The organism is Streptomyces sp. CB02058 (assembly GCF_001905505.1).
GTDB lineage: Bacteria > Actinomycetota > Actinomycetes > Streptomycetales > Streptomycetaceae > Streptomyces.
On sequence record NZ_LIPG01000006.1, the window covers coordinates 552,986 to 572,155 of the forward strand.

The 19,170-nt window shown below is 71.8% G+C and carries 18 protein-coding genes; 9 read left to right on the forward strand and 9 right to left on the reverse strand.

The genetic code is table 11. From position 1 onward, the window contains the following. Window positions 1–87: 87 nt before the first annotated feature. On the reverse strand, window positions 88–1,125 hold the full coding sequence (locus tag AMK10_RS30635) for an extracellular catalytic domain type 1 short-chain-length polyhydroxyalkanoate depolymerase (protein WP_158070910.1): 1,038 nt from the start codon (window positions 1,123–1,125) through the stop codon (window positions 88–90). Window positions 1,126–1,394: 269 nt separating this feature from the next. On the opposite strand from AMK10_RS30635, the gene AMK10_RS37140 reads away from it, so the two are divergent. Further along, a complete protein-coding gene (locus AMK10_RS37140) occupies window positions 1,395–1,544 on the forward strand; it encodes an SCO1431 family membrane protein (protein WP_107428529.1) in 150 nt (49 codons plus the stop codon). 103 nt (window positions 1,545–1,647) lie between these two features. On the opposite strand, the gene AMK10_RS30640 is transcribed toward AMK10_RS37140, so the two are convergent. Further along, complete coding sequence (locus AMK10_RS30640; protein WP_073751898.1) at window positions 1,648–2,913, reverse strand: glycoside hydrolase family 18 protein; 1,266 nt, start codon at window positions 2,911–2,913, stop codon at window positions 1,648–1,650. Window positions 2,914–3,263: 350 nt separating this feature from the next. On the opposite strand from AMK10_RS30640, the gene AMK10_RS30645 reads away from it, so the two are divergent. Beyond that, window positions 3,264–4,436 (forward strand): acyl-CoA dehydrogenase family protein, encoded by a 1,173-nt coding sequence (locus AMK10_RS30645; RefSeq protein ID WP_073751900.1) that lies wholly within the window; start codon window positions 3,264–3,266, stop codon window positions 4,434–4,436. A 405-nt stretch (window positions 4,437–4,841) separates the two neighbouring features. Here AMK10_RS30645 and AMK10_RS30655 read toward each other — a convergent pair whose 3' ends face one another. Then, window positions 4,842–5,252: a hypothetical protein gene (locus tag AMK10_RS30655; protein WP_073751904.1), complete on the reverse strand. Its 411-nt coding sequence runs from the start codon at window positions 5,250–5,252 to the stop codon at window positions 4,842–4,844. 203 nt (window positions 5,253–5,455) lie between these two features. Here AMK10_RS30655 and AMK10_RS30660 point away from each other — a divergent pair, with 203 nt between their 5' ends. The 4 genes from AMK10_RS30660 to fxsA all read left to right on the forward strand — a co-directional run bounded on the left by AMK10_RS30660 (window position 5,456) and on the right by fxsA (window position 9,589). Beyond that, window positions 5,456–5,896, forward strand: coding sequence for an Lrp/AsnC family transcriptional regulator (locus tag AMK10_RS30660; protein ID WP_073751906.1), 441 nt, complete (start codon window positions 5,456–5,458; stop codon window positions 5,894–5,896). Between the two features lie 67 nt (window positions 5,897–5,963). Continuing rightward, window positions 5,964–7,604: an amidohydrolase gene (locus tag AMK10_RS30665; RefSeq protein WP_073751908.1), complete on the forward strand. Its 1,641-nt coding sequence runs from the start codon at window positions 5,964–5,966 to the stop codon at window positions 7,602–7,604. 549 nt (window positions 7,605–8,153) lie between these two features. Further along, window positions 8,154–8,921, forward strand: coding sequence for a polyprenol monophosphomannose synthase (locus AMK10_RS30670; RefSeq protein ID WP_073751910.1), 768 nt, complete (start codon window positions 8,154–8,156; stop codon window positions 8,919–8,921). 68 nt (window positions 8,922–8,989) lie between these two features. Next, window positions 8,990–9,589 (forward strand): FxsA family membrane protein, encoded by a 600-nt coding sequence (gene fxsA / locus AMK10_RS30675; RefSeq protein WP_073751912.1) that lies wholly within the window; start codon window positions 8,990–8,992, stop codon window positions 9,587–9,589. A gap of 184 nt (window positions 9,590–9,773) precedes the next feature. On the opposite strand, the gene AMK10_RS30680 is transcribed toward fxsA, so the two are convergent. The 4 genes from AMK10_RS30680 to yczE all read right to left on the reverse strand — a co-directional run bounded on the left by AMK10_RS30680 (window position 9,774) and on the right by yczE (window position 13,262). Further along, window positions 9,774–10,148 carry an RNA polymerase-binding protein RbpA gene (locus AMK10_RS30680; protein WP_014044757.1) on the reverse strand — a complete coding sequence of 125 codons (375 nt, stop codon included), beginning with the start codon at window positions 10,146–10,148 and terminating at the stop codon, window positions 9,774–9,776. Window positions 10,149–10,412: 264 nt separating this feature from the next. Beyond that, window positions 10,413–11,777, reverse strand: a complete 1,365-nt coding sequence (locus AMK10_RS30685) for an MFS transporter (protein WP_073751914.1) — start codon at window positions 11,775–11,777, stop codon at window positions 10,413–10,415. A 46-nt stretch (window positions 11,778–11,823) separates the two neighbouring features. Then, window positions 11,824–12,597, reverse strand: coding sequence for a glycerophosphodiester phosphodiesterase (locus AMK10_RS30690; RefSeq protein ID WP_073751916.1), 774 nt, complete (start codon window positions 12,595–12,597; stop codon window positions 11,824–11,826). Further along, window positions 12,594–13,262: a membrane protein YczE gene (gene yczE, locus AMK10_RS30695; protein ID WP_073751918.1), complete on the reverse strand. Its 669-nt coding sequence runs from the start codon at window positions 13,260–13,262 to the stop codon at window positions 12,594–12,596. The genes AMK10_RS30690 and yczE overlap by 4 nt, the downstream gene beginning before the upstream one ends. A gap of 101 nt (window positions 13,263–13,363) precedes the next feature. On the opposite strand from yczE, the gene AMK10_RS30700 reads away from it, so the two are divergent. After that, window positions 13,364–14,863, forward strand: a complete 1,500-nt coding sequence (locus AMK10_RS30700; protein ID WP_073751920.1) for an SCO1417 family MocR-like transcription factor — start codon at window positions 13,364–13,366, stop codon at window positions 14,861–14,863. Window positions 14,864–14,876: 13 nt separating this feature from the next. On the opposite strand, the gene AMK10_RS30705 is transcribed toward AMK10_RS30700, so the two are convergent. Both AMK10_RS30705 and AMK10_RS30710 read right to left on the reverse strand, forming a co-directional pair. Next, on the reverse strand, window positions 14,877–16,478 hold the full coding sequence (locus AMK10_RS30705) for a hypothetical protein (RefSeq protein WP_073751922.1): 1,602 nt from the start codon (window positions 16,476–16,478) through the stop codon (window positions 14,877–14,879). A gap of 37 nt (window positions 16,479–16,515) precedes the next feature. Then, window positions 16,516–16,710: a hypothetical protein gene (locus AMK10_RS30710; protein WP_014044751.1), complete on the reverse strand. Its 195-nt coding sequence runs from the start codon at window positions 16,708–16,710 to the stop codon at window positions 16,516–16,518. Window positions 16,711–17,027: 317 nt separating this feature from the next. On the opposite strand from AMK10_RS30710, the gene AMK10_RS30715 reads away from it, so the two are divergent. Together AMK10_RS30715 and AMK10_RS30725 are read left to right on the forward strand one after the other, a co-directional pair. After that, entirely contained in the window at window positions 17,028–17,420 is a 393-nt protein-coding gene (locus AMK10_RS30715; protein ID WP_073751924.1) for an ankyrin repeat domain-containing protein, read from the forward strand. A 242-nt stretch (window positions 17,421–17,662) separates the two neighbouring features. Beyond that, window positions 17,663–19,081 (forward strand): hypothetical protein, encoded by a 1,419-nt coding sequence (locus AMK10_RS30725; protein ID WP_073751928.1) that lies wholly within the window; start codon window positions 17,663–17,665, stop codon window positions 19,079–19,081. The last annotated feature ends 89 nt before the right edge of the window (window positions 19,082–19,170 follow it).

Consider the following 19,170-nt stretch of genomic DNA (forward strand, 5'->3'; position numbering starts at 1 on the left):
TTCCCAACAACCCTTTCCCAATGGCCACTTCCCAAGGGCCCGTTCACGGGCGGCCCTTCCCAACGGCCTGTTCCCGGGCGCTCGTTCTCAGGTGTTCAGGCCGAAGAACAGCGACGCGTAGTACGGACCGCAGAGCGAGTCGTGCCCCTGACCCGCAGTGCCGCACTGGTCGATGCCCGTACCGGGGTCGACGGGTGCCTCGTGTCCCATCGCGTCGATCAGATACGTCTCGACCTGCCCGGCGCCGTACACCTGCTTGGTGACCCCGAGGGCGGGCCGCGAGGTGGAGGAGGGGGTTCGCGGGATGCCGAACACGTCGGTCCAGCCGTCGCGCTGCTTCTCCAGCGACTTCTTGTTGATCAGCAGGTCGGAGCCTCCGTGCCAGATCTGCACACGTGGCCGCTCGCCCGTGTAGCCGGGGTGGGCGCTCCTGATCCTGTCGCCCCACTCCTGCGGGGACACCAGGTTGTAGCGGCCGGGGCACGGCGCGAAGGAGCCGGTCTCGAAGTAGTCCGCCTCGTTGTCGGCGCATCCGTAGGCCATGCCGAAGAAGACCGCGCCCGCCTTGAACACCTCCGGGTACGCCGCCAGCATCACGTTCGTCGCGGCGCCGCCGCCGGAGTACCCGGTGGCGTAGACGCGGTCCGCGTCGGCGGCGTAGGCGGCCTTCATGAAGTCGACCATCTGGACCACCGAGCGGGCCTCGCCCTGGCCGTCATGGGTGCGGTCGGCCGGGTTCCACGCGCTGAAGCACTTGTGCGGCACCAGGCCGCCGGAGCCGACGTTCTCGTCCTTCTGCTCCGGGAGGACGAGGGTGAAGCCGTACGTGTCGGCGTACTTGCGCCAGCCGGTGTTGACGTCCAGATTCTGCGCGGAGCCCCCGCAGCCGTGGAAAAGGACCACGACCGGGGCGCCCGAACGCGCCTTCTCCGGGACGTACGCGAACATCTTCAGGTTGCCGGGATTGCTGCCGAAGGACGGCACCTCGTGGAAGCCGGTCTCCGCCCGTGCCGGTACGGCGGAGAGCATCGCCGCCGCCAGCACCGCGACGAGCACCACCAGCAGGGCCTTCGCCCTGCGCACTGTGAAGCGGGATTCCGCGCCCGCCGCGCCTGTCTCGTTCATGCCCCGAAGGGTGGCGGCCGGGCCCGTGCGGGGGCATCGGCAGGATGACCGGCGTCGGTCCGTGAGGCCCGTCCCGCGGGGGCCGGCGGGGTATGGCATGGCGCACATCCGGTGCGGCCGCTGCGCCGTGAATCCCGTGGGAGCACGGACCGGCGGCCCCGTGCCCGCCTGCCGCTGTGACCCGGATCTCTACCGCGCCGCCCGCATCCACTGGCAATGTGGTCGGGTCACCGGGGGGACGCCACAGCCGAACGACCGAGCGAGATGCCATGACCGCGACCGCAGCCGAGAAGTCCACCCACGCCCGCCGTGCCCGCACCGGCGGACCCGAGGACGGGCCGAAGATCCTGGAGCACGTCCTCGGCTGGACGCTCGTCGTCGTCCTGGCCATGCTCGTCACCCAGGTGGGTCTTCTCTGAGCCCGGGCCGGGCGCGATGACGGGTGGGGTGAGGTGCCCGCCCGGCACCCCACCCCTGACCCGCCCTGTGACGCGTCTACCCCGCCAGGGCTCGTTGATGGCCCTAGCTGATGGCCTTGATGAGCTCGCCGTCGGCCGTGTCGCCGCTGAGCTCCCAGAAGAAGGTTCCGCCCAGGCCCTGCTGGTCCTTGTAGTCCATCTTCGTACCGATGGTGGCCGGGGTGTCGTAGCTCCACCAGTTGGTGCCGCAGTGGGCGTACGCCGTGCCCGCGACCGCTCCGGTGGCCGGGCAGCTGTTCTTCAGCACCTTGTAGTCCTCGATGCCCGCCTCGTACGTTCCCGGGGCCGCCCCCGTCGCCGAGCCACCGGGCTCCGACTGCGTGACGCCGGTCCAGCCGCGGCCGTAGAAGCCGATGCCCAGCAGCAGCTTCTCCGCGGGGATGCCCAGGCCCTTGAGCTTGGAGATCGCCGCGTCGCTGTTGAAGCCCTCCGTCGGGATGCCCGGGTAGGAGGTCAGGGGGGAGTGCGGGGCCGTCGGACCCTGCGCCGCGAACGCACCGAAGAAGTCGTACGTCATCGGGTTGTACCAGTCGAGGTACTGCGCCGCCCCGGCGTAGTCCACTGCGTCGATCTTGCCGCCGTCCGAACCGTCGGCGGTGATCGCCGAGGTGATCAGGTTGCCGGTGCCGAACTTCGCGCGCAGCGCCGACAGGAGGTTGCCGTAGGCGTCACGGCCGCTCGTGTCGCACGTCAGGCCGCAGGCGTTCGGGTACTCCCAGTCGATGTCGATGCCGTCGAAGACATCGGCCCAGCGCGGGTCCTCGACCAGGCTGTAGCAGGACTCGGCGAAGGCGGCGGGGTTCTGCGCGGCCTCGGCGAAGCCGCCCGACCAGCTCCAGCCGCCGAAGGACCAGATGACCTTCAGATCGGGGTGCAGCTTCTTGAGCTTGCGCAACTGGTTGAAGTTGCCCCGCAGTTCCTGGTCCCAGGTGTCCGCGACGCCGTCCACCGACTGATCGGCCGTGTAGGCCTTCTCGTAGTCGGCGTAGCTGTCCCCGATGGTGCACTTGCCGCCCTGGACGTTGCCGAAGGCGTAGTTGATGTGCGTGAGCTTGTCGGCCGAGCCCGAGGTCTCGATGTTCTTGACGTGGTAATTCCGCTGGTAGACACCCCAGTTGGTGAAGTATCCGACCACCTTGTCACCGGCGGCGGCCGTGGCGGTCCCGGCGGACGCCGGCGCGGAGGCCGTGGAGACGGCTCCCGCCGATGACGTTCCGGCGACGCCGAGCAGGGCGGCGCCGAGGGCTGCGGTGCAGAGGGTCGCGGCGAGCGCCCTGAGACGGCCGCGGGGACGGTGAAGTCCGGTCATTGTGGCTCCTCGTGGGGGAGGGCTTGGGCGTGGGGGTGCCCCTGGGGTCCACCCCAGAAGTTGGCATGAACGCGCTGAGGCATTGGGGGAGACCGTAGAAGGACTAGACCAGTTGGGTCAATGGTTCGGACCAATGTCCCTGATCAAGGGGCAGGGAACCGGTGACGCCCGCGCTCCGATCGGGCATACTCGACGCGCCACAGCCACCGGCCGCCGCCTCCCGTGATCCGGGCAGGCAGGATCGGCCGGGGAGCCGTAGATTTCCGGGCATCGCCCGGGACAACCCGGCGGTACCGCGCACACCCCGCGCGAGACCGCCGCATACGCCCGACAGGGAGGAGAGCGCCGTCATGTCCGACGTTGCCCCGCAGCCGGTGGAACGCCGTCTGCCCACCGAGGAGTCCCGGCAGCTCATCGAGCTCGTCCGCGACATCGTGTCGAAGGAGATCGCTCCCCGGGCGGCCGACGAGGAGGAAGCGGGCGTCTTCCCCCGCGAGGTCTTCACCCTCCTCTCCGAGGCCGGACTGCTCGGACTCCCGTACGGCTCCGCGTACGGCGGCGGCGACCAGCCGTACGAGGTCTACCTCCAGGTCCTCGAAGAACTCGCGGCCGCGCGGCTCACCGTCGGGCTCGGCGTCAGCGTCCACTCGCTGGCCTGCCATGCGCTCGCCAACTTCGGCACCGAGGAGCAACGCGCCGCCCACCTCCCCGCGATGCTCGCGGGCGGCCTGCTGGGCGCCTACTGCCTCTCCGAGCCGTCCTCGGGCTCCGACGCCGCCTCGCTCCGCACCAAGGCCGTCCGGGACGGCGACGACTGGGTGCTGGGCGGCACCAAGGCCTGGATCACGCACGGCGGCATCGCCGACTTCTACACCGTGCTGGCCCGCACCGGCGAGGAGGGCCCCCGGGGCATCACCGCGTTCCTCGTGCCCGGCGACGCCGGTGGTCTCGAAGCGGCCGCCCCCGAGAAGAAGATGGGCATGAAGGGCTCGCCCACCGCCCAGCTGCACTTGGACGGCGTACGGATCTCCGGCGACCGCCGCATCGGCGAGGAGGGGCAGGGCTTCGCCATCGCCCTGTCCGCGCTCGACTCGGGGCGGCTGGGGATCGCCGCCTGCGCCATCGGTGTCGCCCAGGCGGCCCTGGACGAGGCGGTCGGATATGCCACGGGACGGCGCCAGTTCGGCCGCCCCATCGCGGACTTCCAGGGGCTGCGCTTCATGCTCGCCGACATGGCCACCCGCATCGAGGCGGGCCGGGCGCTCTACCTGGAGGCGGCACGGCTCCGCGACGCGGGCCTGCCGTTCTCGCGGCAGGCGGCCATGGCGAAACTCTTCTGCACCGATGCGGCCATGCGGGTGACCACCGACGCGGTCCAGGTCCTCGGGGGCTACGGCTACACCCTCGACTTCCCGGTCGAACGGCTGATGCGTGAGGCGAAGGTGCTCCAGATCGTCGAGGGCACCAATCAGATCCAGCGGATGGTCATCGCCCGTCACCTCGCGGGTCCCGAGACGCGCTGACCCGGACGGGCCGGTCCGACCACACGGGTGTCGTCATGATCCGGTTCCACTCCTGGTCATGGCGGCCCGGCATGGTCCGGCCCGTGGACTCCCAATGGCGCAGCATGGCGCGGTAGATGGGCGGGTCGGTGGAGTGCGGCACGGACTCGCGGGGCAGCGGTCCGGGCTGAGGAACCGATTCTCCGGACGTCGGAGCTGTGAGACGGCGGCGGACGGGGCCGGCCGTCGAATGCAGGCTGGTCATACAGAACCAACGCCCGTACGGGGCTCCGGGTCACTGTCCGGCCGATTCGCGCGCCCGTTCCTCCCGGGTGCGGCGGTCACCGGCCGTCCGGTGAACTGCCCGCACCACGCCGGACCGGCCGTCGTGGTGCGCTCAGAGGTGGTACGCCTGCCGGACGGCCGTCAGGCGGCCTGCCGTCCCGCCTGCGGCACGTACCGCCGGGGACGCGAGCCGGGACCGCCGGCGTGGGAGAAGGGCTGCATCCGCCAGTCGAGTCCCTGAGGGAGCGTCAGCAGCAGTGCCGTCTCCTGCTCCTGGGCCTCCAGCGTCTCGTCGGCAGGGCGCGCCAGCGAGGCGTCGCGGGCCGTGCCGGGGCAGACGGTGAGGACGAACGGATTCCACGGCGTCGGGCAGAGCGCGTGCTCGGGAAGCACGTCCTCGTCCGCCAGCAGGGCGATCGGCTGGGTGCAGTCCGGGCAGATCACCCGGTACATCTCGAAAGTGTCGTACGCGTCGGGAACACTGTCCTCGTCCGGAGCCGCGTATGCGTCGGGCTCCGGTTCGGTACGTCCGGTGAGCTTCAGGCTCTGCATGGGATTTTCCCCCCTCGGGTGGGCCGGCAAGCCGCCACGGCCTCGGCCACAGCAAGCACTTCCCGTCGGAAGTCGGCCGTAACCGCGAGGTCGTCGGCTACCCACCCGTAAACTTGTGGCATTGGTCACATGCCCCTCGAACCTGCCCCTCAGATCCCCCCACGACTGTGCCTGGAGGGACCTGGGGCCATAGGTTGATCCGCATGGAGGAGCTGGACCGACAGATTGTGGAGTTGCTCGTCAAGGACGGGCGGATGAGCTACACCGACCTGGGCAAGGCCACCGGCCTGTCCACCTCGGCCGTTCATCAGCGTGTTCGCCGGCTGGAGCAGCGCGGGGTGATCCGGGGCTATGCCGCGGTCGTCGACCCCGAGGCCGTCGGCCTGCCCCTGACCGCGTTCATCTCGGTGAAACCCTTCGACCCGAGCGCACCCGACGACATCTCCGAACGCCTCGCGGGCGTGCCGGAGCTGGAGGCGTGCCACAGCGTCGCGGGTGACGAGAACTACATCCTCAAGGTGCGGGTCTCCAGCCCTCTGGAGCTGGAACACCTGCTCACCCGGATCCGTACGCTGGCGGGCGTCTCCACGCGTACGACCGTCGTCCTCTCCACGCCGTACGAGGCCCGGCCGCCCCGCATCTGAGGCATCCGTCCGCCGTGGCGGAGGGGGCGGGCGCGGAAGCGGTCCCGGCAGGCGCGAGACTGGTCCCATGACCGAGAGCACCGCCCCCCAGAGCGAACACCGCACCGTGCTGCTGCGCGGTGGAGACGTCCACAGCCCCGCCGATCCCTTCGCCACCGCGATGGTCGTCGAACGCGGCCATGTCGCCTGGGTGGGCTCCGAGGGGGCCGCGGACTCCTTCGCGAGCGGCGTCGACGAGGTGATCGACCTGGAAGGGGCCCTGGTCACCCCGGCGTTCACCGACTCCCACGTCCACACCACGTCGACCGGACTCGCCCTCACCGGGCTGGACCTCTCCGGCGCGCGCACGCTCACCGAAGCCCTCGAGCTCGTACGCGCCTTCGCCGAAGGGCACCCGGAGGAGCGGGTGATCCTCGGCCACGGCTGGGACGCCGCCCGCTGGCCCGGGCAGCGGCCCCCCTCCCGCGCCGAACTCGACGAGGCGTCCGGCGGCCGTGCGGTCTACCTGCCCCGTGTGGACGTCCACTCCGCCGTCGTGACCACGGCGCTCCTGGACCTCGTCCCGGGCGTCACCGGGCTGGCCGGGTACCACCCCGACGCCCCTCTGACCGGCGACGCCCACCACGCGGTGCGCGCGGCGGCCCACCGCGCCGTCACCCCGACACAGCGGGCCGAGGCCCAGCGCGCCGCCCTGGCCCACGCCGCCTCCCTCGGCATCGGAACCGTCCACGAGTGCGCCGGTCCCGACATCTCCGACGAGGAGGACTTCACGGGCCTTCTGGAGCTCGCCTCGGAGCGGCCGGGCCCCCGGGTCTTCGGCTACTGGGCCGAGCGCGTCGACGACGCCAAGGGCGCCGCCCGGGTCCGCGAGCTCGGCGCCATCGGCGCGGCGGGCGACCTCTTCGTCGACGGCTCGCTGGGCTCGCACACCGCCCACCTGCACGAGCCGTACGCCGACGCCCCGCACACCGGCGGCGCCCGGCTCGACGCCCGGCAGATCGCCGCGCATGTGACGGCGTGCACCGAGGCAGGACTCCAGGCCGGTTTCCACGCCATCGGCGACGCGGCGGTGTCCGCCGTCGTGGAGGGCGTGCGCGCCGCGTCCGAGACGCTCGGGCTCGCCCGGATCCGGGCCGCCAGGCACCGCGTGGAGCACGCCGAGATGCTCACCCCGGAGACGGTCGCCGCCTTCGCCGAACTGGGCCTCACCGCCTCCGTCCAGCCCGCCTTCGACGCCGCCTGGGGCGGCCCCGACGGCATGTACGCCCAGCGCCTGGGCGCGGAGCGGGCGGCGACCCTCAACCCGTACGCGGCGATGCTGCGCGCCGGTGTGCCCCTCGCCTTCGGCTCGGACAGCCCGGTCACCCCGCTGGACCCCTGGGGGACCGTGCGGGCCGCGGCCCACCACCGCACGCCCGGGCACCGGGTCTCCGTGCGCGCCGGCTTCACCGCCCACACCCGGGGCGGCTGGCGCGCGGTCGGCCGCGACGACGCGGGCGTGCTCGTGCCGGGGGCCCCGGCCGACTACGCCGTCTGGCGCACCGGCGAACTGCTCGTCCAGGCCCCCGACGACCGGGTGGCGCGCTGGTCCACGGACCCCCGCTCCGGCACCCCCGGCCTGCCCGATCTCACCCCCGGAGGGGACCTTCCGGTCTGCCTGCGCACGGTGGTCTTCGGACAAACTGTCTACGTAAGGCCGAACGAGTGACGTCAGGATGTTCCGTACCGCCGATCGAAGGCGCCGGGACTCCGCCGCGACCTGCGCGTCCTCCGCACTGACCAGGCACTTTCGAGAGAAAGTGCAGGTCGAACGGCTGTTGACAGGGAGCGCCCACGGGCCGGTAGGTTCGGCCGGGTCCACCACTGGACGTCCGACCGGTCAAACCTCCACGCAGTCGTCGAACGCCGCTGGGTCATGGGGCGGTGTACCGCACCGGTGCACCACCACTGGCAGCCAGGTTCAGCGCTCGCGCCTCGGGGGCGAGGGAAGGTTTCGGCTGGGCGGCAGGTGTGACCCGGGTGGGGCCCGGAGGTTCAGTAGACAACGGCTTTCGGTCGACCCGCAGCCAGCGGGTCCCAGGTCGGCCCGAAGGACACCGGGCCCCGATCCGCAGTGCTGGGACCCGCTGCGCTGTCCTTCTGTCCGCAGTTCCACGCTTCTGTCCGCGCGTACCGCGCCACCCCGTGACCGTGTCGGAGTCATGCCGTGGTGCGCTGGATATGGTGTGCACCTGCGTACGGACTTTAAGGGGCAGTAGTGAACGACGGCGGTCAGAGGCAGTTCGGCCCGCTCGGCAGAGTCTTGGTGATCATTCCGACCTACAACGAGGCCGAGAACGTCAAGCTGATCGTCGCCCGGGTGCGCGCCGCCGTTCCGGACGCGGACATCCTCGTCGCGGACGACAACAGCCCCGACGGCACCGGCAAGGTCGCCGACGAACTCGCCGCGGCCGACAGCCAGGTGCACGTCCTGCACCGCAAGGGCAAGGAAGGGCTCGGCGCCGCCTACCTGGCCGGCTTCCGCTGGGGCTCCGAGCACGGCTACGGCGTCCTGGTCGAGATGGACGCGGACGGCTCCCACCAGCCCGAGGAACTGCCCAGGCTCCTCACCGCCCTGAAGGGCGCCGACCTCGTCCTCGGCTCGCGCTGGGTCCCCGGCGGCCGGGTCGTCAACTGGCCCAGGCACCGCGAGATGATCTCGCGTGGCGGCAGCCTCTACTCCCGCATGCTGCTGGGCCTCTCGGTGCGTGACGTGACCGGCGGCTACCGGGCCTTCCGCACGCCGACGCTGGACGGCCTCGGCCTCGACGAGGTGGCCTCGCAGGGCTACTGCTTCCAGGTCGACCTGGCCCGGCGCGCCGTCGAGGCCGGGTACCACGTCGTCGAGGTGCCCATCACCTTCATGGAGCGGGAGATCGGCGACTCCAAGATGAGCAGGGACATCCTCGTCGAGGCCCTGTGGAGGGTCACCGGCTGGGGCATCACGGGCCGGGCCAACAAGGTGCTGGGCCGCAAGAGCTCCTGACCCCGTGCCGGTTCCGTCATGATCACCCCCTTACGCCGCTCGCACGCGCGTACAGGCACACTGGGAGCATGACGACCGGCACACCGCCTCCGAACCGTCCACGGCGCTCACGCGCCCGTACCTTCCTGCCGCTGGGCGTCGCGGCCTGGATCGTGCTGGAGATCTGGCTGCTCACCGTGGTGGCCGACGCGGCGAACGGGTTCACCGTGCTGCTGATCCTGGTCGCGAGCGCCGTCCTGGGCGCCGCGGTGATCAAGCGGGCGGGCCGGCGGGCCTTCCGCACGCTCACCGAGACCCTCCAGCAGATGCCGGGGCAGCCCGGCGCGCCCGCCGGCCCCGCCGCCGCCCCCACGGGCAGCAAGGGCAACGGCTTCCTGATGCTGGGCGGCCTGCTCCTGATGATCCCCGGAGTGATCTCCGACGCGGCGGGACTCCTGCTCCTGCTGCCCCCGATCCGCTCGGTGCTCAGCCGCTACGCGGAACGCTCCCTGGACCGCCGCATGAGGACCGTGGCGCCCGGCGGCTTCTCCGACGCCTTCCAGCAGGCCCGTATCCACCGCCCCGACGGCAAGGTGGTCCAGGGCGAGGTCATCCGCGAGGACGGCGCGCCCGCCCGCCCCCGCCCCGACGACGGCCCCGGGGCGGACCGCCCGCCGCTGGCCGGCTGACCCCGATCCCGCCGACGTGCGTGCGCGGCGCCCCTGCCCGGGGCGCCGCGCACGCACGTGCTGGCTGACGGGAACGTCCGGACCGTCAGGGGGCGTACGGACAGGGCCTACGGGCGGACAAAAGCCGCGGGCCGTGACACAGGAACTGTGTCACGGCCCGCGGCTCGATCAGTGCGGTGTGCGGTCAGGCAGACTTCCTGCTGTCCCGCGGGTGCACGGCGATGTTCATGGCTCCGGAGCGCAGAACGGCCAGCCTCTCGGCCAGCACCTCCTCCAGCTCCTCGCGGGTGCGCCGCTCCATGAGCATGTCCCAGTGCGTACGCGCAGGCTTGCCCTTCTTCTCCTCGGGGCCATCCCCGTCCACCAGGAGTGCCGTGGCGCCGCACGCCTTGCACTCCCACTCCGGCGGAATTTCCGCCTCTACCGAGAACGGCATCTCAAATCGATGTCCGTTCGGGCATGCGTACTCCACCGCCTGGCGCGGGGCCAGATCGATGCCGCGGTCCGTCTCGTAGCTGGTAACCACGAGTCGCGTGCCGCGGAGAGCTCGCTCACTCATGAATCGTGCCTCCCGGGCTTGTCGCCCACAGGACAGGTGTCGCTGTCGTCGTCATCCGGTCAACGTCCGGTCGGCGGTAAAGATTCCCGTTGCCGGTCATGCGTCGCCCGTCGTGCCGCTGCCATGTCTGGGTTGAATACCCTCCGGTGCCCGGTTTGTCACCTCTGGTCGAAGTTGTCACCCAACGGTTTGACTTCTTCCACTCGCAGTAACGGTCCTCCGGGCAGGCCAAAGGCGTACACTACCGGCCTTTCACTTCGACGTCTAAATCCGTTCCGGAACGGCGTTGCCCGCGGCGGCCACGGCCGCCCGTACGGGGACCCTCGCCAGCAGCACCGAACCGAGCACGAAGAAGATCACCAGGGACAGGATCGCGTCCCGGTAGCTGCCTGTCAGCTGATAGCAGAGACCGAACACCAACGGGCCCAGCCAGCTCAGTCCCCGGTCGCTCATCTCGTAGGCCGAGAAGTACTCCGCCTCCTTCCCCGGAGGCACCAGGTGTGAGAACAGGGACCGGGAGAGGGCCTGGCTGCCGCCCAGCACGAGCCCGATCGCGGCCGCCAGGGTGTAGAAGAACACCGGCGCGCCGGCGGGCAGCAGATACGCCGCGGCGAGGATCAGCGTCCAGACGGCCAGCGAGGAAAGAATCGTGCGCTTCGCGCCGTACGCCCGGGCGAGCCGCCCCATCCCCAGCGCCCCCGCCACGGCCAGCACCTGCACGAGCAGCACCGCCGTGATCAGGGTGGTCTGGTCGAGGCCGAGCTCCTCGGAGCCGTACAGCGAGGCCTGGGAGATCACCGTCTGGATGCCGTCGTTGTAGACCAGATAGGCGAGCAGGAAGGAGAGCGTGAGCGGATGGCGGCGCATGTCGCGCAGCGTCGCCCTCAGCTGGCGCCAGCCGGAGCCGACCGCGCCCTCGCCGCCCGGGGCCACCCGCCGGTCGCGCAGCCGCCGCAGCGGCACGATCGCGAAGGCGCCCCACCACACACCGGCGGACGCCAGGCAGATGCGGACCGCGTAGGACTCGGAGAGCCCGAAGGAGTCGTGGCCCGTGAAGAGCACCAGATTCAGTACGAGCACGAGCGCGCCCGAGGTGTAACCGAAGGCCCAGCCGCGCGAGGAGACCGCGTCGCGCTCCTCCGGGGTCGAGATCTGCGGCAGATAGGCGTTGTACAGGGCCATCGAGACCGAGATCGACGCGTTCGCCACGATCAGCAGGAGGGCCCCCAGCAGATAGCGGTGGCCGTCCAGGAAGAACATGCAGGCCGTCGCCGCGGCACCGGTGTACGCGGCAGCCGCCAGAAGCGGCTTCTTGCGGCCCGTGCGGTCCGCGGCCGCGCCCGCGATCGGCATGAGGACGACCGCCACGACGATGGACACCGAGACGGAGTACGCGAAGAGCGAGCCCGCACGCACGGGTATCCCGAGCGGATGGACGAATCCGTCCGCGTCGGCGGCGGCCTTGGCGATCGACGTCAGATACGGGCCGAGGAACACCGTGAGCACGCTCGTCGAATACACGGAGCACGCGAAGTCGTAGAAATACCATCCGCGTTGCTCCCGCTTGCGCTCGGCGGCCTCGGCCGGCCGTCCGGCGGGATCCGCCGTTCCTGCGGTACCGGTGCTCACGCCGCGCCCCCTCGATCGTTCCGTGCCGACGCGTCAGGTCCCGGCGTCAGGCCCATGCCCCCCGCTCGCTCAGCACCGTGCGCAGCGTCTCGATGTGATCGGTCATGATGCCATCCACCCCGAGGTCCAGGAGGGCCGCCATCCGTTCCGGTTCGTTGACCGTCCAGACATGGACCTGCAGGCCGCGCGCGTGTGCCGTGCGGACGAAGCTCCGGTCGACGACGCGGATGCCGTTCTGGCTCTCGGGGACCTGCGCGCAGACCGCGCCCGCCCGGAGCGCCGCCGGGATGCCGTACGAGCGCAGCCGCAGGCCGAGCACCCCGCGCACCCCGTAGGAGGTGGCTAGCCGGGGGCCGCCGAGACGGTGCGCCCGGGCCACGCGCGCTTCCGAGAACGAGCCGACGCACACCCGGTCCCAGGCGTCCGTCCTGCGGATCATGCCGATGAGCGGTTCGAGGGCCGGCTCCGCCTTGATGTCCACGTTCCAGCGGGCGTCGGGGAACTCCTCCAGCAGCTCCTCGAAGAGCGGCAGCGGTTCGGTGCCCCCCACCCTCGCCCGGCTCACCTCGCTCCAGGGGAGCCGGTCTATGCGGCCCCGGGAGTCCGTCACCCGGTCCAGGGTCGGGTCGTGGAAGGCGACCAGACGGCCGTCCGACGTGGCGTGCACGTCCGTCTCGAAGTAGCGGTAGCCCGCGCCGGCCGCCCGGCGGAAGGCCTCGGCCGTGTTCTCCATGCCGTCGGCCGCCCCGCCGCGATGGGCGAAGGGGATCGTCGAGGGATGGTCCAGGTAGGGGTGGCGTCCAGAAGTCGCTGCGGTCACCGCGGAAGTATCGCTCCTCGTGGTGGCCGCCTGGCAACGGTCCGGCTGCCCGCGTCCGGCGCGGGGAGGGCGAAGAAGCGCAGGAAGAACTGGGCGAGCGGGCCGATCGCCAGGGCGTAGAGGACCGTTCCCGCGCCGAGCGAACCGCCGAGCAGGAAGCCCGTCACTACCACGGCCACCTCGATCGCCGTACGCACCAGCCGGATGGAGCGGCCCGTCAGCCGGTTCAGCCCCGTCATCAGCCCGTCGCGGGGGCCGGGCCCGAAGCGCGCCGAGATGTACAGGCCGGTGGCGACGCCGTTGAGCGCGATCCCCGCCGCCATCAACGGGATCTGGGAGCCGAGCCCGTGCACATCCGGTACGAGGGCGAGCGTGCCGTCCATCGCGAGGCCGACGGCGAAGACGTTGGAGACGGTGCCGAGGCCCGGGCGCTGCCTGATCGGGATCCACAGGAGCAGGACGACCGCCCCGATGATGATCGAGACGACCCCGATGGAGATACCGGTCCGCTCGGCGAGCCCCTGGTGCAGGACGCCCCACGGTTCGAGTCCGAGTCCGGCGCGGACCAGCAGCGCCGAACTCGCGCCGTACAGCGCCAGGCCGACGTACAGATGGATCAGCCGACGGACGATCCGGGGATCACCCGGATCGGTGGAATCGGACAAGTGGTGCCCCCTGTGTGGTGGGAGTGGACTGTTGCATGTCACTCTGTGGCAGGGGATTGGCCGCCAACTATGGCCAATCCGAGGAAGGTGGACTGATTTCCATGGCGCAGTGGACTTCGACGGTCGGTGCGGCGCAGCTCGCACGTCAGCTCCAGGCCCAGCAGGCCCGGCCCCAGGCGCCCGGCACCCGCAAGCCGCCGGCCTACCGCGCCCTGGCCGACGGGGTGCGGCTGCTCGTCCTGGAGGGGCGGGTCCCGGTCGCCGCGCGCCTCCCCGCCGAGCGGGAGCTCGCCCTCGCCCTGTCGCTCAGCCGTACCACCGTCGCCGCCGCCTACGAGGCACTGCGGACCGAGGGGTTCCTGGAGTCGCGGCGCGGAGCGGGCAGCTGGACCGCTGTCCCGGCCGGGAGCACGCTGCCCGCCCGCGGTCTCGCGCCCCTGCCCCCGGAGTCGCTCGGCTCGCTGATCGACCTGGGGTGCGCCTCGCTGACCGCCCCGGAGCCCTGGCTGACCCGGGCCGTGCAGGGCGCCCTGGAGGAGCTTCCGCCGTACGCGCACACCCACGGGGACTACCCGGCGGGGCTGCCGGCGCTGCGGCAGATGATCGCGGACCGCTACACCGGGTGCGGCATCCCCACCATGCCGGAGCAGATCATGGTCACCACCGGGGCGATGGGGGCCATCGACGCCATCTGTCACCTCTTCGCGGGACGCGGCGAACGCATCGCCGTGGAGTCGCCCAGTTATGCCAACATCCTCCAGCTCATGCGCGAGGCGGGCGCCAGGCTGGTGCCCGTGGCGATGGAGGAGGGCCTCGGCGGCTGGGACATGAACCGCTGGCGGCAGGTGCTGCGGGACGCGGCGCCCCGGCTGGCCTACGTCGTCGCGGACTTCCACAACCCCACCGGCGCGCTGGCCGGTGAGCAGCAGCGCCGCGAACTGGTCGAGGCGGCGCGTTCGGCGGGCACGGTCCTGCTGGTCGACGAGACCATGAGCGAGCTGTATCTGGACGCCGACGTCGAGATGCCGCGCAAGGTCTGCGCGTTCGACCCGGCGGGCAGCACCGTCCTGACCGTGGGCTCCGCCAGCAAGGCATTCTGGGCCGGCATGAGGATCGGCTGGGTCCGGGCCGCGCCCGACGTCATCCGCAGCCTGGTCTCGGCGCGCGCGTACGCCGACATGGGGACCCCCGTGCTGGAGCAGCTCGCCATCAACTGGCTGATGCGGACGGGCGGCTGGGAGCAGGCGGTGGACTTCCGGCGCGAGCAGGCCCGGCAGAACAGGGACGACCTGGTGCGGGCCGTGCGCAGGGAGCTCCCGGAGTGGGAGTTCGAGGTGCCGAGCGGTGGTCTCACGCTCTGGGTGCGCACCGGCGGGCTCTCCGGCTCCCGGCTCGCCGTGGCGGGCGAGCGGGTGGGTGTACGCGTCCCGTCGGGGCCCCGGTTCGGGGTGGACGGGGCCTTCGAGGGCTATGTGCGGCTGCCCTTCACCGTGGGCGGCCCCGTGGCGGACGAGGCTGCGGTGAGACTGGCCGCCGCCGCCGAGCTGGTCGGCTCCGGGGCGAGCTCCAGCGCCGAGGCGCCCCGGACCTTCGTGGCCTGAGGCGCCGCGGACCTCAGCCCTCGGCGGCGGCCGGCGCCGCGACGAGCTGGTCCGTGTGGGCGGGCGCCGCTCCGGCGTCGGCCCGGGGCGCGGCCTGCTCCACCGCGGTCGGAGCGCCGGGCAGCAGGTCGAGCACCGCCTGCCGGTGCGCCTCGCTCGTGGCGTCGTCGTACGGGTCCGGGGTGGCCGGCACCTGGAGCCGCAGGACCGGGCCCGTGCCCAGCCGGGTGTAGCCGCGGCCGGGCGGGACGTCGGCGGTGGGCGTGGTGTGCGGTTGCGCGCCCAGGAACGACTCGATCTCCTCACGGGTCGCGGGGCCGAGTACGGCGCGGGCCCTGGTGTGGGTCCGTACGGTCTCGATGAGCCCGTCCAGGCAGTCGAACTGTTCCGCGACGACGACCGTCACCCCGGCGGCGCGTCCGTGCCGCATCGGCACCTGGAGCAGCTCCTGCGGGTCCTGCCTGCCGTCGGCCGCGGCGAGGTGCCCCAGCGCGCTCGGGCGGTCCAGCAGGATCCAGAGGGGGCGCTTGATGTCCTCGGGCTCGGGGTGCCCGGCCTGGCGCGCCCGGTTGGCGGCGATGAGCCGCCGCTCGGTCTCGTGCGCCGCCCATTCGAGCGTCGCGAGGGCTCCGGCGAGGCCGCACTCCACGGCCAGCACGCCGTCCCGGCCGCTCAGGAAGCCGTACTCGCCGGTTCCGCCGCCCTCGACCACGAGGACGTCGCCGTGCTGGAGCGCCTGGAGGGCGAGGGAGCGCATCAGGGTCGTGGTGCCGCTGCCGGGGTGCCCGGAGACCAGCAGGTGGGGCTCCGTGGAGCGGGCGCCGGTCCGCCAGATCACCGGGGAGGCGTCCCGCGTCGTGTCGCCGTCCTGGACCGGCACGGTGCGCTGGACCGCGTCGGCGTCGGTGAAGCCCAGCACGGTCTCGCCGGGGGCGGTGACGAAGCGCTGGGCGGCGATGGTGGTGGGGAGCGCGCCGAGCACGGTCATGAGGACGTGGTTGCCCTCCTCGTCCCAGGCGAAGTGGTATTCACGGCCGCGTCCCGACTTGGCGTGCAGCACCTGTTCGACCCGGGCGCGGGAGGCCGGGTCGCCGTCGGTGAAGTACGCCGGGTAGCCGACCTGGAGCCGGGTGAGGCGCCCGTTGCCGTCGAAGGCGTACGAGGTGCCGAAGGCCTTCTCCCAGTCGCCGCCGTGGGAGAACAGCGGACCGGGGTCGTCGGCCACCGAGAAGTGCGGCACGAGCGCCTCGTACAGCGCCCGGAGCCGTGCGGTCTCCGCCTCGTCGGGGCCGGTCCTGCGCGGAGTGCGCTCGCGCCCCCGCCATGCGGCAGCGCCCATCACCGAGATCAGGGCCAGCAGGGGCCCGTAGGGGATGAGCGCCACCGCCAGTACGCAGGCCGCGACGAGGAACAGCACGTGACCGCGCCGTTCCCTTGGTGTCGCGGCCCACTTCTGCCGCCCCGCTCCCGCCAGCAGCCGCAGACCCCGGGTGACCGTGATCAGCGGATGGAGGACGTCGGTGGCGTTGTCGGCGGCCGTGCGCGCGATCTCGCGACTGCGGGTGATCGAAGCGCTGCCGCGCTGAAGAATGCGGGGGAGTGGTCGCCGGGCCACGTCGGTCTCCTGAAGAGGTGGGAGCGGTTTCGGAGCGTCAGAACTTGATCCCGCCCAGCATGCTGGCGAGGCTCGCCCCGCCGGCCGTGATGCTCGGGGCGATGGCTGTGCCGGCCAGATAGAAGCCGAACAGGGCGCAGATGAGGGCGTGGGACGCCTTGAGCCCGTCCTTTTTGAAGAACAGGAAGACGATGATGCCGAGCAGTACCACGCCGGAGATCGAGAGGATCATGAGCGGTTCTCCTGGTTGAGGGGGACAGTCACCATGAGTACTTCCAGGATCACAACATGTACCTATACGATAAAAGGTGCAAGTAGGTGAATATCGTTCGATTTCACTCGACCGGTGGGTGAAAACCGATGACCCGGGAAGCGCCGGGAGCCGCACCGGACCCGTCCGGCCGGGAAATCGCACCGGGCGCGTGATCTGCCGCCGCATCTGGGCAGACTGACGACTGCCCCGGAGCAGTACCCTGTCGATTCACTCGTACGGCCCCCGCCGTACGTCCCCACCAGGTCAGACGAAGGCAATGGAAGGCGGTCCGTCCGATGAGCGAAACCCCTGATCCCGAGGTGGTCGAGCTGGCGACCAAGGTCTTCGACCTGGCGCGCCGAGGCGAGAGCGACGCGCTCGCCGCCTACGTCGACGCGGGCCTCCCCGCGAACCTCACCAACGACCGCGGCGACACCCTGCTGATGCTCGCCGCCTACCACGGGCACTCCACCGCCGTCACCGCGCTCGCGGACCGGGGCGCGGATCCGGACCGGGCCAACGACCGGGGGCAGACGCCCTTGGCCGGAGCGGTCTTCAAGGGCGAGCGCCCGGTGATCGACGCACTCCTCGCCGCGGGTGCCGATCCGGCCGCCGGAACACCCTCCGCCGTGGACACCGCGCGCATGTTCGGCAAGGACGACCTGCTGGAACTCTTCGGTGCGCGCTGAGACGCAGTCCGGGCCCCGGGCCGGCGGGGGCGCCGTAAATGTGGTCGCGTCGGCGAAATGGGTGGGTCATCATGACGTCGCGGGTCCGCTCAGGACCACCGACGAGAGGCAGAGGAAGATGAGCACCAGGCAGAAGACGGCGGTCGGCCGATCATGTTGCTGCGCGGCCTAGGGGATGTCACCCCGGCACATGGAACAGCACAGTCCCGGTTGCGTCGACAGCTTGATGTGAGGCTTTCCCCATGTTCGATCCGTTCATAGCGCCGAGCGGCACACTGCTCGGCCTGCTGCAGAGGGGCCGCGGAGACGGCACGCTCCACGCGCTCGCCGCACCCCGCCCCGAAGCCCTGACGGCTCTCAACCACTGCGTCGTGAGTGATCCGCGTCATGACTGGCAGGTCGAGAACCGCTCCCTCTACTACGCACGTCTCTACCTCGACCTCGACGGTGGGACCGAGGAGATCGAGCGGCACCTGTGGGACCCCGAGGACCATCTGGACACCGAGGACTCACGCACGGGCCTCGCCCTCTCCGTGCTCGGCCACCTCGCCTCCTACGGCCGTGACGACGCCCTGGCACTGCTGCGGCGCTACGCCGCGACCGGGTCCAACTGGGCCTGGGCGCTCGACGAGCTCGCTCTGCGTGACGACGACGCCGGACTGCGCGCCCTTGCCGAGCCGGTGCTCGCCCGCTTCCCCGACACCCCCGAGGGTGCCGCCGAGCTCGCCTCCGCCGTACGGGACGCCTTCGAGCCGCGCCCCTGGCGGCTGTGGGCCGACGACCCGCGCGAAGCGGTCCGTGCCCGGATCAGGGCCGCGTCCGAGCAGGGCTCCTTCGACCGGTGGCAGCGCCAGATGCGGCCGGGCGGTCCCCGGCCCGGCTGGAGTGTCCAGGCGGTATTCGACTGGGCCCAGGAAGGACTGGAGCGCGGCAGCGTCCTGCATGTGCCCGCCGCCCGCTGCCTCTCCGCCGTCGCCGGCGCCGAGGACCGGCCTCTGATCGTCGAGGCCGCCCGCAGTGGCTCCGAGGGGGCGCGCTGCGCCGCCCTGCACTACCTGGCCGAGGTCCAGGACCCCGACGTGCTGGACCTCGTCGAGCAGGCCGTCGCCGGTCCGTCCCGTACGGTCGCAGACGCCGCCGTGGGAGCCTTCGAGCGTATGTGCGGCGAAGCGGCCGTCGACCGGGCCCGGCGCTGGGCCCACCGGCCCGACGCCCTCGGAGCCTCGGCGGCCGGAGTCCTGGCCTGCCGGGGAGCCGGCCAGGACGCCCCGCTCGTCCTCGCCGCGCTGCGCGAGGCCGTCAGGGGGGACGGTCCCGACGCCCCGCGCCTGTGGACCCTCGTCGACGGCACGGGCCGCCTGGGCATCGTCTGCGCCGCACCCGTACTGCGCCATGTGTACCGCGAGACGTCCTCCTCGCACCTGCGCGGAAGGGCGGCACGCGCGCTGGCCGCCACCGACCCGTCCTTCGCCACCGGCTTCGCCGTCGAATGCCTGTGGGACTGCGAGGAGACCACCCGGGAACTGGCCGCGCTCCACGCGGAGACCGGGGACATCCGGGTGGCCGAACGCCTGCGGCGGCTCGCCGCGGACCCGGCCGAGGAGGCCGAGGTCCAGACAGCGGTGCGCAGCAGGATCGGACCCGACGCACCCGCCGTCTGAGCCGGCGCTCCGCTGACCCACGGAGCCCGGATGCCGCGCGCCGGGGGCGCGCGGCGCAAACGCTCATAGGACGTTCCCCGGGCGGACAG

What these genes read in the sequence shown, in the direction of transcription:
- AMK10_RS30725 (WP_073751928.1), top strand. Translation starts at nt 17,663, where the DNA reads ATGTTCGATCCGTTCATAGCGCCGAGCGGCACACTGCTCGGCCTGCTG.
- AMK10_RS30645 (WP_073751900.1), top strand. Translation starts at nt 3,264, where the DNA reads ATGTCCGACGTTGCCCCGCAGCCGGTGGAACGCCGTCTGCCCACCGAG.
- AMK10_RS30700 (WP_073751920.1), top strand. Translation starts at nt 13,364, where the DNA reads ATGGCGCAGTGGACTTCGACGGTCGGTGCGGCGCAGCTCGCACGTCAG.
- AMK10_RS30665 (WP_073751908.1), top strand. Translation starts at nt 5,964, where the DNA reads ATGACCGAGAGCACCGCCCCCCAGAGCGAACACCGCACCGTGCTGCTG.
- AMK10_RS30635 (WP_158070910.1), bottom strand. Translation starts at nt 1,125, where the DNA reads ATGAACGAGACAGGCGCGGCGGGCGCGGAATCCCGCTTCACAGTGCGC.
- fxsA (WP_073751912.1), top strand. Translation starts at nt 8,990, where the DNA reads ATGACGACCGGCACACCGCCTCCGAACCGTCCACGGCGCTCACGCGCC.
- AMK10_RS30640 (WP_073751898.1), bottom strand. Translation starts at nt 2,913, where the DNA reads ATGACCGGACTTCACCGTCCCCGCGGCCGTCTCAGGGCGCTCGCCGCG.
- AMK10_RS37140 (WP_107428529.1), top strand. Translation starts at nt 1,395, where the DNA reads ATGACCGCGACCGCAGCCGAGAAGTCCACCCACGCCCGCCGTGCCCGC.
- AMK10_RS30655 (WP_073751904.1), bottom strand. Translation starts at nt 5,252, where the DNA reads ATGCAGAGCCTGAAGCTCACCGGACGTACCGAACCGGAGCCCGACGCA.
- AMK10_RS30660 (WP_073751906.1), top strand. Translation starts at nt 5,456, where the DNA reads ATGGAGGAGCTGGACCGACAGATTGTGGAGTTGCTCGTCAAGGACGGG.
- AMK10_RS30715 (WP_073751924.1), top strand. Translation starts at nt 17,028, where the DNA reads ATGAGCGAAACCCCTGATCCCGAGGTGGTCGAGCTGGCGACCAAGGTC.
- AMK10_RS30710 (WP_014044751.1), bottom strand. Translation starts at nt 16,710, where the DNA reads ATGATCCTCTCGATCTCCGGCGTGGTACTGCTCGGCATCATCGTCTTC.
- AMK10_RS30680 (WP_014044757.1), bottom strand. Translation starts at nt 10,148, where the DNA reads ATGAGTGAGCGAGCTCTCCGCGGCACGCGACTCGTGGTTACCAGCTAC.